At 40.1% G+C, this 13635-nt stretch carries 14 protein-coding genes; 9 read left to right on the forward strand and 5 right to left on the reverse strand.

The annotated features are described in order from the left end of the window. The first annotated feature begins 13 nt into the window (after window positions 1-13). From AC52J8_RS15580 to AC52J8_RS15600, 5 genes are all read left to right on the forward strand, one after another. Window positions 14-523, forward strand: coding sequence for an LPS-assembly lipoprotein LptE (locus AC52J8_RS15580; protein ID WP_002115142.1), 510 nt, complete (start codon window positions 14-16; stop codon window positions 521-523). Between the two features lie 18 nt (window positions 524-541). Further along, window positions 542-1531 (forward strand): DNA polymerase III subunit delta, encoded by a 990-nt coding sequence (gene holA / locus AC52J8_RS15585; RefSeq protein ID WP_002114918.1) that lies wholly within the window; start codon window positions 542-544, stop codon window positions 1529-1531. A 107-nt stretch (window positions 1532-1638) separates the two neighbouring features. Continuing rightward, a complete protein-coding gene (locus AC52J8_RS15590; RefSeq protein ID WP_208753446.1) occupies window positions 1639-2979 on the forward strand; it encodes a MacA family efflux pump subunit in 1341 nt (446 codons plus the stop codon). A 2-nt stretch (window positions 2980-2981) separates the two neighbouring features. Then, window positions 2982-4976: a MacB family efflux pump subunit gene (locus AC52J8_RS15595; protein WP_017385757.1), complete on the forward strand. Its 1995-nt coding sequence runs from the start codon at window positions 2982-2984 to the stop codon at window positions 4974-4976. Window positions 4977-4998: 22 nt separating this feature from the next. After that, entirely contained in the window at window positions 4999-6393 is a 1395-nt protein-coding gene (locus AC52J8_RS15600) for an efflux transporter outer membrane subunit (RefSeq protein ID WP_086400347.1), read from the forward strand. A gap of 68 nt (window positions 6394-6461) precedes the next feature. On the opposite strand, the gene AC52J8_RS15605 is transcribed toward AC52J8_RS15600, so the two are convergent. The 3 genes from AC52J8_RS15605 to orn all read right to left on the reverse strand — a co-directional run bounded on the left by AC52J8_RS15605 (window position 6462) and on the right by orn (window position 8853). Next, on the reverse strand, window positions 6462-7265 hold the full coding sequence (locus AC52J8_RS15605) for an enoyl-ACP reductase FabI (protein ID WP_031944198.1): 804 nt from the start codon (window positions 7263-7265) through the stop codon (window positions 6462-6464). 137 nt (window positions 7266-7402) lie between these two features. Then, window positions 7403-8134: a Bax inhibitor-1/YccA family protein gene (locus AC52J8_RS15610; RefSeq protein ID WP_086400269.1), complete on the reverse strand. Its 732-nt coding sequence runs from the start codon at window positions 8132-8134 to the stop codon at window positions 7403-7405. Window positions 8135-8286: 152 nt separating this feature from the next. Then, window positions 8287-8853: an oligoribonuclease gene (orn, locus tag AC52J8_RS15615; protein ID WP_000099436.1), complete on the reverse strand. Its 567-nt coding sequence runs from the start codon at window positions 8851-8853 to the stop codon at window positions 8287-8289. Window positions 8854-8978: 125 nt separating this feature from the next. Here orn and rsgA point away from each other — a divergent pair, with 125 nt between their 5' ends. The 4 genes from rsgA to secB all read left to right on the forward strand — a co-directional run bounded on the left by rsgA (window position 8979) and on the right by secB (window position 11310). Next, window positions 8979-10040 (forward strand): ribosome small subunit-dependent GTPase A, encoded by a 1062-nt coding sequence (rsgA, locus tag AC52J8_RS15620; protein WP_032042044.1) that lies wholly within the window; start codon window positions 8979-8981, stop codon window positions 10038-10040. A gap of 98 nt (window positions 10041-10138) precedes the next feature. Then, window positions 10139-10555 (forward strand): rhodanese-like domain-containing protein, encoded by a 417-nt coding sequence (locus AC52J8_RS15625; RefSeq protein ID WP_000443006.1) that lies wholly within the window; start codon window positions 10139-10141, stop codon window positions 10553-10555. An 11-nt stretch (window positions 10556-10566) separates the two neighbouring features. Continuing rightward, on the forward strand, window positions 10567-10824 hold the full coding sequence (gene grxC, locus AC52J8_RS15630; protein WP_002114715.1) for a glutaredoxin 3: 258 nt from the start codon (window positions 10567-10569) through the stop codon (window positions 10822-10824). A 27-nt stretch (window positions 10825-10851) separates the two neighbouring features. Continuing rightward, entirely contained in the window at window positions 10852-11310 is a 459-nt protein-coding gene (gene secB / locus AC52J8_RS15635; protein WP_002115005.1) for a protein-export chaperone SecB, read from the forward strand. A 70-nt stretch (window positions 11311-11380) separates the two neighbouring features. Here the strand turns inward: secB and AC52J8_RS15640 are convergent, their stop codons facing one another. Then, window positions 11381-12037: a 4'-phosphopantetheinyl transferase family protein gene (locus AC52J8_RS15640; RefSeq protein WP_086400270.1), complete on the reverse strand. Its 657-nt coding sequence runs from the start codon at window positions 12035-12037 to the stop codon at window positions 11381-11383. Window positions 12038-12152: 115 nt separating this feature from the next. Next, complete coding sequence (gene der / locus AC52J8_RS15645; RefSeq protein WP_005066184.1) at window positions 12153-13562, reverse strand: ribosome biogenesis GTPase Der; 1410 nt, start codon at window positions 13560-13562, stop codon at window positions 12153-12155. Window positions 13563-13635 lie beyond the last annotated feature (73 nt).

Genomic DNA, 13635 nt, shown 5'->3' on the forward strand with positions numbered 1-13635 from the left:
GAGAGGATCAAGCATGCACTTTGCCAAACGTTTAGCCGCTGTTGTTTTAACCTTAGGCCTTAGTGCAGGCTTAGTCGGGTGTGGATTTCATTTAAAAGGAACCAACCCGACTGCAACTCCGCTTGTTTATAAAAAATTAAGCCTTGAGTTACCAGCTAAAACTGATGATTTAGAAACCCAGTTAAAAGTTTATTTAGCTGCAAATGGTGTTCAATTCAGCAATGATAATGATGCCTACGTACTCCGTGTTTTAGAGTACACACCACGTCGTCAGCTTTTAAATGGAAAACTAACGGAAGTATTATTACGCTTAACCGTAACCTTCCAGATTGAAGACCGTCAGGGTAATAAAATTACTGAACCACGTTCATTAACTGCATCTCGTAGTTACCAATATGATCTTGCAACGGTTAACACCGAAAATCAGCAAGAATCTTATTTGCAACGTATTGTGATCGATGACATTGCACAGCAAATTACTCGTCAGATTTCAGCAAATCGTTTACCAAAAGCTCAGCCTTAATCTTTATTTTTACCAGCAATGAAAATTGACTATTTACAAGCCTTAAAACGCATTCCGGAAGCACGGGGTGCGTGGATTTTACATGGCCAAGAACCTTTGCTGGAACAAAATTTATTAGATGCTTTTCGTAAAAGTTGGCAACAACAAGAAGTTGAAAGACAGCGCTACGATATTAGTAGTGTAAGCGACTGGAAAAATGTTTTTAACGCTCTTAACAGCTTATCTTTATTTTCTCAGCAGCTTGCCATTGAAGTACATGGCAATATAAAGCCTGACGCAAATGGGCTAAAACAACTTAAAAGCTATATTCAGCATAATGAAACTAACCTGCTTTTAATTGTTCTACCTAAGCAAGATAGTAGTAGCTTAAAGTCTGCTTTTTTCCAGGTTGTTGAAGCAAATGGTGTTGTTGTTGCCCTTACGGCAAACTATCCGCAAGACCGCCAAAGAATTTTATCTGCCGAAGCAGAGAAACTCGAAATTCAACTCGATAATGACGCATGGCAGTGGCTCATGCAGCATCATGAGCATAATCTGCTCGCAGCTAAGAATAGCTTGATGCGTGTAAGAGATACTTTTCCAGACCAACAACTGATTCAAATTGAACAGTTGTATGCTTGTTTACAAGATCAATCTCGTTACACCACTTACGATTTAAGCGATGCTTTATTAGAAGGTAATCTCGCTCAATCTATTAAAATTTTTCAATATTTAATTGCTGCTGGCGAACCAGAAAGTCTGATTTTATGGACACTAAGCAAAGAAATGCGTTTACTGATGCAATTATTTGAACAGCCTCATAATGCATTACAACTTGGTATCTGGAAAACTAAAGTCAGTTTATATCAACAAGCGTTAAGAAGATTAAATCCTCAACAATTTCTAGGCTGGTCCACCCTTCTATTGCAAGTTGATGCAGCAATTAAAGGAATGTCGAATGAAAATGCCCAACATTTGATGCAGCAGGCCATTGCTGAATTATGTGGTAAAACGCTATTTATACAATAATTCGGCGGAATCATTTTTCTTCATTCTTGAAATATAATAAAAATTCACGTTTTATCCTCATTTCGCTTTTATACTAAATTAAATTTTAAACTTTTCGACCTCTCACCATGCCAAAAATAAAGCCAATCAAACTTGTTATTATTATCCTCTGTATAGCAGTTATTGCTGTATTAGCTTGGAAGTTTTTAAAGCCTAAAGAGCAGCAACCTCAATATATTACTGCTGAGGTAACACGTGGGGATATTGAAAATAATGTACTTGCGACAGGTACACTGGATGCAACCAAACTGATTAGTGTGGGTGCGCAGGTATCTGGTCAGGTTAAAAAGATGTATGTACAGTTGGGTGATCAGGTTAAACAAGGTCAACTCATTGCGCAAATTGACTCAACCACCCAAGAAAATAGCTTAAAGACCTCTGATGCAAACATTAAAAATTTAGAAGCACAGCGTCTTCAACAAGTTGCTTCCTTAAATGAAAAGCAACTTGAATACCGTCGTCAGCAACAAATGTATGCGCAAGACGCAACGCCACGTGCAGATTTAGAATCGGCTGAGGCAAGCTATAAAACAGCTCAGGCACAAATTAAAGCATTAGATGCACAGATCGAATCTGCAAAAGTCACAAAATCTACGGCACAAACCAATATTGGTTACACACGTATTGTTGCTCCAACTGATGGTACGGTTGTCGCGATTGTGACTGAAGAAGGTCAAACCGTAAACGCGAACCAAAGCGCGCCAACAATTGTCAAAATTGCAAAATTACAAAACATGACGATTAAGGCGCAAGTCAGTGAAGCTGACATTATGAAAGTTGAAAAAGGACAACAGGTTTACTTTACAACCTTAGGTGATGAAACTAAACGCTACGCAACTTTACGTCAAATTGAGCCTGCTCCCGACTCAATTTCTAGCGAATCAACAAGTACGACAAGCTCAACAACAAGCTCGGCTGTTTATTATAATGCTTTATTCGATGTGCCAAATACCGATGGTAAATTGCGTATTGATATGACCGCACAAGTTTATATCGTCTTAAATTCAGCTAAAAATGCTCTACTCGTTCCTTCATCAGCACTGAGTTCTAAACAATTTTCAGGTCAAAGAAAATCAGGCCAATCCTCTGATAAATCAAGTTTTTCACCTGAAGCAGATAAAAAATCTCAAGGAAACGGAGCTCGTCTACAACGCCTAAACTTGACTGCTGAACAAAAACAACTCGTTGAACAAGGTAAATTAACGTTAAGTGTTGTACGTGTATTACAAGCTGACGGCACAACTAAACCGACTCAAATTTTGGTGGGCATTAACAACCGTGTAAATGCGCAAGTTCTTGCGGGCTTAAAACAAGGTGATCAAGTTGTCATTGCCGATAGTGCCGATACTTCTGCTGCATCAGCAAATAGTAGTAATAACCGTCGCCGTAGTGGCCCAATGGGAATGTAAGCATGACAAAACAAGCTTTGCTTGAAGTCAGCAATCTAGTCCGGGAATTCCCTGCTGGCGAAAGCACGATACAAATTTTAAAAGGCATTGACCTGACCATTTATGAAGGTGAACTGGTTGCTATTGTCGGCCAGTCTGGGTCTGGTAAATCGACCCTCATGAATATTTTGGGGTGTTTGGACCGACCTACGAGTGGTAGTTATAAGGTTAATGGACAAGAAACAGGTAAACTTGAGCCAGATCAGCTGGCTCGACTACGCCGTGAATATTTTGGTTTTATTTTCCAGCGCTACCATTTACTCGGTGACTTATCTGCCGAAGGTAACGTAGAAGTTCCAGCTGTTTATGCAGGGGTTACACCTTCTGAGCGTAAACAACGCGCAACGGCTCTACTGACTGAATTAGGTTTAGGTACTAAAACACTTAATAGACCCAGCCAGCTCTCTGGCGGTCAGCAGCAACGTGTTTCTATTGCCCGTGCGCTGATGAATGGCGGTGACGTTATTCTGGCAGATGAACCGACGGGGGCACTCGACTCTCATAGTGGTGTTGAGGTGATGCGTATCTTGCGTGAACTCAATGCTGCAGGTCACACTATTATTTTAGTCACCCACGATATGCAAGTTGCAAAAAATGCGACTCGTATTATTGAGATTAGTGACGGAGAGATTATTAGTGACCGCCCTAATGTTCCAGATCAAGCAGCTGAACCAATCAAGACTGATCCTGATGCGGCGCCTGCTTTGCAAGGTAAACAGAAGAAAGGCAAAAGTATTTCTGCATGGCGTTCTACTTTAGACCGTTTATCAGAAGCCTTCCAAATGGCTTTACTGTCTATGAATGCCCACCGCATGCGTACTTTTTTAACCATGCTTGGGATCATTATTGGTATTGCATCGGTTGTTACGGTTGTCGCATTAGGTAAAGGCTCTCAACAGCAAATTTTAAGTAATATTAGTAGTCTGGGAACAAATACGATTACGGTATTTCAGGGCCGTGGTTTTGGTGACAACTCTAAAACTGCAAGTTTTAAAACCTTGGTGCCTGCCGATGCCGATGCGTTAATGACTCAACCGTATGTTAGTGCAGTCAGCCCAATCGTCAGTACATCCAAAACCATGCGTTATCAACAAAATGAAGCTAATGCGACCATTAATGGTGTGAGTAACGATTATTTCGATGTGAAAGGTTTGGTCTTTAAAGATGGACAAACTTTTGATCAACGTAGTGTCCGTGATCGCTCACAGGATGTGGTCATTGATACCAATACTCAAAAACAATTTTTTAGTGACGGTACCAACCCTATCGGTCAAGTCGTACTGCTCGGTAGTGTACCTGCTCGTATTATTGGCATTGTAGAACCGCAAACGAGTGGCATGGGCTCAGATGACACGCTAAATGTCTATATGCCTTATACAACCGTGATGAGCCGTATGTTGGGGCAAACCCATGTTCGCAATATCGTGGTTCGTATTAATGACAAATATTCAACTGCTGCCGCAGAAAATGCGATTGTAAATCTATTAACCCAGCGCCATGGTGCACAAGATATTTTCACTATGAACAGTGACAGTATCCGCCAAACCATCGAGAAAACAACCAGCACAATGACCCTTCTGGTTTCAGCAATTGCCGTAATTTCATTGGTCGTTGGTGGTATCGGGGTAATGAATATTATGTTGGTTTCGGTGACTGAACGTACTCAAGAAATTGGTGTACGTATGGCCGTAGGTGCGCGTCAAAGTGATATTTTGCAGCAATTCCTAATTGAAGCAATTTTGGTGTGTTTAATTGGTGGTGTGCTTGGCGTCTTACTATCGCTTGGCCTTGGGCAACTTATTAATAAATTTGCTGGCGGTAACTTTAGCGTGGCTTATTCAAGCACTTCTATTATTGCAGCATTTGTCTGTTCAACACTGATTGGTGTCGTATTCGGTTTCTTGCCTGCCAAGAATGCCGCGAAACTTGACCCTGTTGCCGCACTATCTCGAGAATAAGGAAAATTGCATGTCTTTCTCTATGACTAAACTCAGCACAGCACTTCTTCTCACAGGTTCTCTTGTCGGATGTGCAGCTGTAGTAAAAACACCTTATGAAACACCTGCAGTACAAGTTCCGGGTAGTTTTCAGTATGACACAGCAAAAACAAAAACCATGTCTGCCAATCAATATTCTGACCGTTGGTGGACACTCTTTAACGATGCACAGCTCAATCAACTTGTAAGTAATGTATTAGAACGTAATAGTGATTTAGCAGTTGCAGGTATTGCTCTAAAGCAAGCCCGTCTACAAGCTGACTTAACCGCTAACAAACAAGGCTTACGAACCAGTTCAAGTGTTTCTACAGGGCATTCTTTCGATTTAAATTCGGGAGATGACAGTGCTAAAGGTCTTTCCATGAGTGCTGGGGTAAGCTATGAGCTTGATTTGTTTGGCAAGCTTGCCCGCCAAACCGAAGCAAGTAAATGGGAAGCTTTAGCGACAGAACAAGACTTACAAGCCACGGGACAAAGTTTAATTGCAACTACTGCCAAACTTTATTGGCAACTCGGTTATTTAAATGAGCGTTATACAACCGCACAGCAAAGTCTAGCAACTTCTCAAAAGCTTTATGACTTGGTACAGATTCAATATAAAGCTGGTGCCGTTTCAGGTGTAGATCTGACTCAAGCAGAACAATCAGTACAAAGCCAGAAAGCGAGTTTAAGCCAGATTGAACAACAACTGGTTGAAACTCGCACAGCCATTGCGGTGTTATTGCATGAACCATTGCAGCAATTAAATATTCAAGAGCCAAAGCGTTTACCACGCACTGCTCTACCTGCAATTAGTGCTGGTTTACCTGCAGATATTTTATCGCGACGCCCTGATTTGCAAGCAAGTGAGCTACGCTTAAGAAAAGCATTAGCCACTAAAGATGCTACTAAAGCGAGCTACTATCCATCGATTAGCTTAACCAGTAGTTTGGGCTCAAGCAGCACATCGTTAACGGAGTTGTTACGTAACCCTGCCCTCACGCTTGGGGCGAGTTTGAGCTTACCGTTTTTGCAATATAACGATATGAAAAAAGATATCGCGATTAGTAATCTGGATTATGAAAAAGCGATTATTCAATATCGTCAAACGCTTTATCAGGCTTTTGCTGATGTAGAAAATGCTTTATCGAGTCGTACCGAACTCGACAAACAAGTAGCATTACAAGAGCGTAATGTTGAACTTGCAGAAAAAACTGAACGTCTAACCGAAGTTCGTTACCGTTATGGTGCTGTTGCATTAAAAACACTTCTCGATGCACAGCAAACCACACGTACTGCTCGCTTAAGCCTCGTTGAAACCAAGCAAAGCCAATACAATGCTTATGTCACCCTCATGCAAGCTCTAGGTGGTTCCCCTGTAAAAGAACTACCGCAATAACTTGTACCAATTAAAAAAGCCGTAGTCCTTCAACTACGGCTTTTTTATGGCTAAATAAATTTTAAAACTTATTCATCATCCATCATAGATTGGCTCATACCTACAGTATTGAAACCAGCATCTACATATAGAATTTCACCAGTAATACCTGAAGCCCAAGGTGAGCATAGGAATAATGCTGCGTTACCTACTTCTTCAATAGTTACATTACGCTTTAACGGCGCAACTTTTTCATTGGCATCTAACATTTTACGGAAAGATTTAATACCAGAAGCAGCTAAAGTACGGATTGGACCCGCAGAAATCGCGTTTACACGGATACCATCAACACCAAGGCTTGATGCTAAATAGCGAACACCAGCTTCTAAAGAAGCTTTTGCCATACCCATTACGTTGTAGTTAGGCATAACGCGCTCAGAACCTTGGTAAGTCAAAGTCAATAAACAACCTTGACGAGCTTGTAATAGAGGTTTTGCAGCACGTGCCATTGCAACAAAGCTGTATGCACTGATGTCATGAGCAACTTTAAAACCTTCACGGTCAGTCACGTCAGTGAAGTCACCATCAAGCGTGTGTGCAGGTGCAAAGCCAATTGAGTGCACAACACCATCTACGCCGTCCCAATGTTTTGCAAGTTCTGCAAATGCATTATCAATTTCAGCATCAACAGCAACATCACATGGAAACACAAGCTTAGAACCGAATTGCTCAGCAAATTCATCCACACGTTTTTTTAATTTTTCGTTTGGATAAGTAAACGCAAGCTCTGCACCTTCACGGTGTAATGCTTGTGCAATACCAAAAGCAATTGATAATTTACTAGCAACGCCTGCAATCAAAAAGCGCTTACCTGCTAAAAGTCCTTGTGTCATGCCGATCTCACTCAAAACAATTTCAAGCATAATGCCAATATTCGGCGGTTTTCGAAATTGCATAATGCATCTTTTTTCAAAAATCGCACGAAAAAAAATCGCTCCTGATGAGGAGCGACTTCTAGATGAATTCAATCTTAGTCGTCAGACAATAAGCCCAGTAAGCGTAAGAAAGAAATATACATCCATACTAAAGTTGCAAGTAATGCGATACCACACAACCATTCCATGAATTTTGGTGCACGATATGCTGCATTAGTTTCGATTAAATCAAAATCTAAAATCAGGTTAAGCGAAGCAATGACAGCGACAAATGCAGCAAAACCAATACCTAACCAGTTACTTTCAAAAATATAAGGAACGCTTGAACCAAAAGCTAAACGCATGATCATCTGCACGATAAATACAATAAAGATCGCCAAAGATGCAGAGATTACAACTGACTTAAACTTTTCAGTTGCGCGGATAATTTGGAATTTATATAGACCAAACATCACCAAAGTGGTGACAAAGGTCGCTAATAAAGCCTGAAGTGGAACACCTGGGTATTTCAACTGGAAAGTAAAAGAAATACCACCTAAAAAAGCCCCTTCAAATAAGGCATACGGAATTGCTAATGTTGGGGCGGTCGTTGGTTTAAAGGTTGTAATTAAAGCTAAAACCAAGCCACCAATTGCACCCACAATTGAAGCTGCGTAAGCAATACCAACATTTGCAGTAAAGGCTGCATAGAAAAATAAAGCGACACCCACTGCAGCTGCAATGGCCGTCAACATAACAGATTTTTGAATCGCACCTTGCACAGTCATCGGTTGACTATAGTCACTGACCGTTTCAACGCGCGTCAGTATCGGGTTATTACTTTGCATAAATGCTCTCTTTTTATAATAAAAATTTAAAACATCATTTTAAGCAAAATGAATATGAAAGCCAAATCAGGCGATCGGCATTATTGTAACAAGGTCCTTTAAGTAATAAAAAAAGGGGCTATAGCCCCTTTCATATTAAATCTAAAACATTATTAATCTTTACCATCTGTATTCATAATAAAGAAATATTCGCGGTAATATTTCAACTCTGAAATTGAGTCACGAATATCATCCATTGCCAAATGTGATGCATTCTTTTTCAAGCCACTCATAATTTCAGGGCGCCAGCGTTTTGAAAGTTCTTTTACCGTAGATACATCAAGATTACGATAATGGAAATACTGCTCAAGTTCAGGCATAAGACGGTGTAAGAAACGACGATCCTGACAGATTGAGTTACCGCACATTGGTGAAACTTTTGGATTCACCCATTTTTTTAGGAATTCTAAAGTTTGTAACTCAGCATCACGGGCTGTTAATTTACTACGACGAACTCGTTCAATCAGACCAGACTGCCCATGTTGACGAGTGTTCCATTCATCCATTGCATTTAAAATACGATCAGGTTGATGAATCGCCAAAACTGGACCTTCAGCAAGTACATTTAAATGATCATCTGTAATAATTGTTGCGATTTCAATAATTTGGTCATTATCGGTATCTAATCCGGTCATTTCCAGATCAATCCAAATTAATCGTGTATTTAAAGTACTGCTCATGAATGTACGTTCTAAAATGCCGTAAAAACATCAATAGTAGCAAATTTCTTGCTTCCGCGCTGTAATTCTATAGCTGCTTCATGCTATTTTTGCGGTCTTCAAACAATGGTTTTTTTGGGATATGAATGGCTTTAATTCGTAAGCGTCGTTTAACTGAACAACAGCAACGTCGTATTGAAAAACAGCATAAAACTCGCCAAGAAGAGATCGATACTTCACAGGATCTAGACGGACTCGTTGTACAACATTATGGCCGTCAACTTGAAGTACAAGCCCTCTCTGTACCTGAGCATCACCCAGAAAAACCACAAGTTGCCGAAGGAGAACCAGAACCATTCTGGAAGCCGATCGAGCTCAATAGTGTTTGGCGTTGCCATACTCGAACTAATCTTGAGTTACTTGTAACTGGTGATCGTGTTAAATGGCAGGCAGACCCAAATACGGGTCTAGGTATTATTACAGCCATTCACCCACGTACATCTTTACTTACCCGCCCTGACCGCTATCACAAAGTTAAACCAGTGGCCGCGAATATCAGTTTGATTGTGATTGTATTTTCACCGCTTCCTGAACCTGCGCCAACGCTAATCGATCGGTATTTAGTTGCTTGTGCAGACGCTAATATTCCTGCTCTTTTGGTCCTCAATAAGTCTGATTTACTCACTGAAAATGACCCAATTCTTACCCTATTAGAAGAATATAAAACCTTGGGTTATGAGGTGATGATTTGTCAGTCTAAGAAGGGAGATATCTCTGCTTTAGCTGAGCGTTTAGATGGTGAAACCGTAGCATTTGTAGGGCAATCAGGCGTAGGAAAAAGCTCTTTAATTAATGTGCTCATTCCAGATGCAGAGCAAAAAACCAATGTTATTTCTGAAAACTCTGCACTTGGACAACATACGACAACCTCTACGCGCTTAATCAACTTCGGTAAAAATGGTGCCTTAATTGATTCTCCGGGAATTCGTGAGTTTGGGCTTTGGCATCTCGATTTAGAAAAAATTCGTATGGGCTTTCCTGACATTGCCGCACATCTAGGATCTTGCCAATTCCGTAATTGCACACATACTCATGAAAAGAATTGTGGGCTAAAACAGGCCGTTGAAGCAGGTGAAATTTTGCCACGACGTTTAGATAGCTTTTTGCGTTTAATCGATGAGATTCAAGAAGCGCAGCAAAAAAACTGATTTTCTGCCCTATTTGCCCTTGAAGTGGTGATTTTGATCACCATCTATATACGCTATACTCTAGGTCAATTTTGTTTTTTAATTTTTTTAGGTGACTTGTGGAACGCTGGTTAGAGTTTATGGGGAATCACCCCATTTTGTTTGGTACGCTCGGAGTCTTGATCGTGTTGTTCTTCATTTTTGAAGGTCAACGTAATGGTCGTAAAATTTCTCCACAGTCGCTTGGTATTTTAGTGAAAGCGAAAAATGCTCTTTTGATTGACTTACGCGATAGCAAAGATTTCCGCGAAGGTCACATTAGTGGCAGTCGCAATATTCCGTATAGCCAAATTGCAAGTCATGCTGACGAATTAAAAGCAAGTGACCGTCCACTGGTATTTATTTGCAACTTGGGGCAAGTTGCTGGAAGTGCTTTGCAAAAAGTTGCTCACCACGATAGCTATCGTCTTGATGGTGGTATTAGTAACTGGAAAGCACAAGGCTTACCTCTTGTTAAAAGCAAACCAAAAGCTTAAGGAGAATTATCATGGCTGCAAATGTCATTGTTTACTCAACTTCTGTATGCCCGTATTGTGTTCGTGCTAAACAGTTACTTGAGCGTAAAGGTGTTGCTTATAAAGAAGTAAATCTTTCTGTTGAAGCACCAGAAGTACGTGTTGAATTAATGCAACGCACAAATCATCGTACTGTCCCACAAATTTTCATTAACGATCAGTTTATCGGTGGTTTTGACCAACTTTATGCTTTAGAGCGTGAAGGTAAACTCGACGAATTATTGGCTTAACATCGCATCCATATTAAGGAAAAAACAATGAGCGAAGAACAACAAGTTCAACCACAATTAGCTTTAGAGCGTATTTATACAAAAGATATTTCTTTTGAGGTTCCTGGGGCGCAGGTTTTTACTAAACAATGGCAACCTGAACTTAATATCAATCTTTCTTCTGCTGCAGAAAAGATTGACCCAACTCACTTTGAAGTTTCTTTAAAAGTTGTGGTACAAGCCGATAACGACAACGAAACAGCGTTCATTGTAGATGTAACTCAATCAGGTATTTTCTTGATCGACAACATTGAAGAAGAGCGTTTACCTTATATTTTAGGCGCATACTGCCCAAATATTTTGTTCCCGTTCTTACGTGAAGCTGTAAATGATTTAGTAACTAAAGGTAGCTTCCCACAGTTACTTCTTACTCCAATCAACTTTGATGCAGAGTTTGAAGCGAATATGCAACGTGCTCAAGCTGCTGCTGTTGAAGGTCAAGCTTAATTTTTTAGCTTCTCCTTTTAATAAAAAAACCGCGTATTACGCGGTTTTTTTATGTGCGCTATTAAAATTATTAAAGATCAAGTGAGTGAAGCTGAATAGATGGAAACTGGAAGCCACGGCAAGATAACTCTGAACGCCATGCAACGGTTAATATCATATTGCCAACAATAAAATTCTGATAAGCAAATGTCCCATTAAGTGGATGAGAACAGAGTCCACCATGATCAGTAGGATGTGCCTGAGTATTTAACGTATTTAAATCTAAACGTATTCCTAATCCTGAAGCTTTTAAAACGGCTTCTTTAATGGTCCAGACTTTGAACCAATATTCTCTATCTTGTTCTAAGCTTAGCCATGTTTCATATTCATCGGGATGAAAGGCATGTTTTGCTAGAGCATCTAGGCGTACATTCCGATCAAGTTCCTCAACATCCACACCAATATCTTTAACATGTTCGCTCATGGCTAAAGCGTAGTATTGTTGGCTATGTGAGTGATTAAAATGCAAAGTGTGATTCAATAAATAAGGTTTACCATATTCATGCTTGGCAAACTCTAATTCCGTTGAAGTGAGTTGTAATTTCTCTGCAATCAGTCGATTTCTGACACTCTGTATTTGTTGTTTTTTATAATGGTTAAATGAGCGGAAGTCTGGAAAGTTTTGTTGTTCTTGTTTTAAAAACTCATTGAGCTTTCCTATATAAACTTCAATTTTCCTATCATTCATCTTTCTAAATCCATCCCATGAGGGACTAAAGCTAATATAAAAAATACCAATAACTTATTAAACCATGTAATAAAAAACCCAAAGAAAACTTTGGGTTTTTGAACAGTAAAAAAACTTAACGGTTAAATTTTTTCTCTGCTTTCTTAAATTTCTGAATATAACGACGGCGACGTGCAGCAGTACGTTCATCAACCTGACTCTTACGACCTTCAAACGGGTTTTCAGAAGTTTTAAAGTCAATACGAACTGGTGTACCTTCGAGTTTATACACTTTACGGAACACGTTTTCTAAATAACGGCGATAATCGGCAGGTGTCTTATCAACCTTATTACCATGAATCACAATAGTCGGTGGATTCTGACCACCCATATGTGCATAACGCATTTTAATACGACGACCGCTAATCATTGGTGGTTGATGAGCTTCTGTCGCATCACTCAAAATTTGAGTCAATTTAGCTGGTGATACTTTTAAGTTCGCAGACTCATAAGCACGGTGAATAGAAGGATATAAATCACCTACCCCAGTTCCATGTAAAGCAGAAATTAAATGGATTTTTGCCCATGGAATAAAGTCAAAACGACGTTCAACATCAAGCTTACATTGCTTGCGGTCGTATTCAGACATGTTATCCCATTTGTTGATAGCAATAACCATGGCACGACCAGCTTCAAGCGCATAGCCAATTAAATGCAAGTCTTGCTCAACAATACCTTCACGCGCATCGACTACAACTACGACAACATGTGCATCTTTCATTGCTTGCAAAGTTTTAACAATTGAGAACTTCTCAATCATTTCATCAACCTTACCTTTACGACGCACACCTGCTGTATCAATTAAAGTGTATTTACGGCCTTCACGCTCAAAAGGAATGTAAATCGAGTCACGCGTTGTACCTGGTTGGTCAAATGCCACCACACGGTCTTCACCAAGCAAACGGTTGACCAGTGTTGACTTACCAACGTTAGGACGACCAATAATTGCTAAACGTAAGCCAGTATCTTTGTCATGTTCTTCAGGATTTTCATCTTCTGGAACTTCCGCAAGTACATCTTCCAGCATTTGCTGTACGCCACGACCATGGCTAGCGGCAACTTGTAATGGTTCACCCATACCAAGTTTATAGAACTCAACCAAAGCTGCTTCAGCATGAACACCATCTACCTTGTTCGCAACAAGATAAATTTTCTTGCCTAAAGTACGTAGTTCACGAGCAATTTGCTCATCAGAAGCTAACAATCCCGCACGAGCATCAACCACAAAAATAATAATATCTGCTTCATTGATCGCTGTTTTTGACTGCTCGGCCATGTAGTTATCGATACCGCCTTCACTCTCACCGATACCACCAGTATCAACAACAATGAAAGACTTATTTTGATAAGTCGCATCACCATATTTACGGTCACGAGTCAGACCCGCGAAGTCGGCTACAAGTGCATCACGACTCTTGGTAATCTGGTTAAATAACGTTGATTTTCCGACATTCGGACGACCAATGAGCGCAATAACGGGTTTCATACAATAACCTTAATTCAAGACCAGCCATATCTCATGGCATGAGCATTAGAAACAATACAGGAGATATATTTTA

The sequence above is a fragment of the Acinetobacter sp. S-1 genome (assembly GCF_059579785.1).

Bases quoted from the DNA above. Each gene is read 5' to 3' on its own strand.
- secB (WP_002115005.1), top strand. From the start codon at position 10,852: ATGAGCGAAGAACAACAAGTTCAACCACAATTAGCTTTAGAGCGTATT.
- grxC (WP_002114715.1), top strand. From the start codon at position 10,567: ATGGCTGCAAATGTCATTGTTTACTCAACTTCTGTATGCCCGTATTGT.
- holA (WP_002114918.1), top strand. From the start codon at position 542: ATGAAAATTGACTATTTACAAGCCTTAAAACGCATTCCGGAAGCACGG.
- rsgA (WP_032042044.1), top strand. From the start codon at position 8,979: ATGGCTTTAATTCGTAAGCGTCGTTTAACTGAACAACAGCAACGTCGT.
- AC52J8_RS15605 (WP_031944198.1), bottom strand. From the start codon at position 7,265: ATGACACAAGGACTTTTAGCAGGTAAGCGCTTTTTGATTGCAGGCGTT.
- AC52J8_RS15640 (WP_086400270.1), bottom strand. From the start codon at position 12,037: ATGAATGATAGGAAAATTGAAGTTTATATAGGAAAGCTCAATGAGTTT.
- der (WP_005066184.1), bottom strand. From the start codon at position 13,562: ATGAAACCCGTTATTGCGCTCATTGGTCGTCCGAATGTCGGAAAATCA.
- AC52J8_RS15610 (WP_086400269.1), bottom strand. From the start codon at position 8,134: ATGCAAAGTAATAACCCGATACTGACGCGCGTTGAAACGGTCAGTGAC.
- AC52J8_RS15600 (WP_086400347.1), top strand. From the start codon at position 4,999: ATGACTAAACTCAGCACAGCACTTCTTCTCACAGGTTCTCTTGTCGGA.
- AC52J8_RS15590 (WP_208753446.1), top strand. From the start codon at position 1,639: ATGCCAAAAATAAAGCCAATCAAACTTGTTATTATTATCCTCTGTATA.
- AC52J8_RS15595 (WP_017385757.1), top strand. From the start codon at position 2,982: ATGACAAAACAAGCTTTGCTTGAAGTCAGCAATCTAGTCCGGGAATTC.
- orn (WP_000099436.1), bottom strand. From the start codon at position 8,853: ATGAGCAGTACTTTAAATACACGATTAATTTGGATTGATCTGGAAATG.
- AC52J8_RS15580 (WP_002115142.1), top strand. From the start codon at position 14: ATGCACTTTGCCAAACGTTTAGCCGCTGTTGTTTTAACCTTAGGCCTT.